Origin of the sequence: Paraburkholderia sp. SARCC-3016 (assembly GCF_031119615.1) — a bacterium.
GTDB lineage: Bacteria > Pseudomonadota > Gammaproteobacteria > Burkholderiales > Burkholderiaceae > Paraburkholderia.
In genome coordinates this window covers 1-761 of sequence record NZ_JAVHZD010000106.1, presented here as the reverse complement: position 1 = coordinate 761, position 761 = coordinate 1, and the positions used below count along the sequence as shown (strand labels likewise).

1 pseudogene is annotated in these 761 nt (G+C 61.1%); it reads right to left on the bottom strand.

From position 1 onward, the window contains the following. Window positions 1–58 precede the first annotated feature (58 nt). Window positions 59–688, bottom strand: a pseudogene (istA, locus tag QYH69_RS35925) (IS21 family transposase); the annotation flags it as partial. Window positions 689–761: the final 73 nt, after the last annotated feature.

The window sequence follows — 761 nt, the reverse complement described above, 5'->3', positions numbered from 1 at the left end:
CTCAACGCTTAACGGAGGATCAATATCGTACTGATCTCAACTGCAAATCTGGCCGTTGAAGCGGGTCAACCTCAAACGACGCCGGTACGCTATAGCGGTTGCGCTCGAAGTTCACCAGGCAGGTGGGCGAAACGCGCTTGGTATGTTCGACGAAGCCATCGAATGGCTGGCCCACCGGCATCAGGTGTGGGCGCTCGGCCGCCCACGCATCCCAAATAGTCGTGTCGTGCTCCGGGTGCCGCGTCTGTTGCCACAGCAGCACGCACTGGTCGGCCAGCCAGTCGTTAAGCGCGGCGAGCGAGCCGAACGCCGGCGCTTTCTGCCACAGCCGGTGACGGCTGTCCTGAACGTTCTTCTCTATCTGCCCCTTCTCCCAGCCCGAGGCGACATTGCAGAACTCGGCGTCAAACAGGTAGTGGCTAACCATCGCGCTGAAGCGCGCGTTGACCTCGCGCACCTTGCCGGGTCGCACTCTGTCAACGGCGGTCTTCATGTTGTCATAGATGCCGCGGCGTGGAATGCCGCCCCAGGCGACGAACGCGTGATAGTGCGCGTCGAACAGCATCTCGTGAGTCTGAAGCAGGTAGGCACGCAGGAAGAACGCGCGGCTGTGGCTGAGCTTGAGCTGCGCGACCTGCAGCTTGGTGCGCTCGCCATTGATAACGGCCCAGTCCTCGCTCCAGTCGTAAGCACCTCACGGCGGCCGTTCTCCTGAGAGCAGTGAACGGAGGTAATTTGGTTCCCACCAATATTTCTGGTGG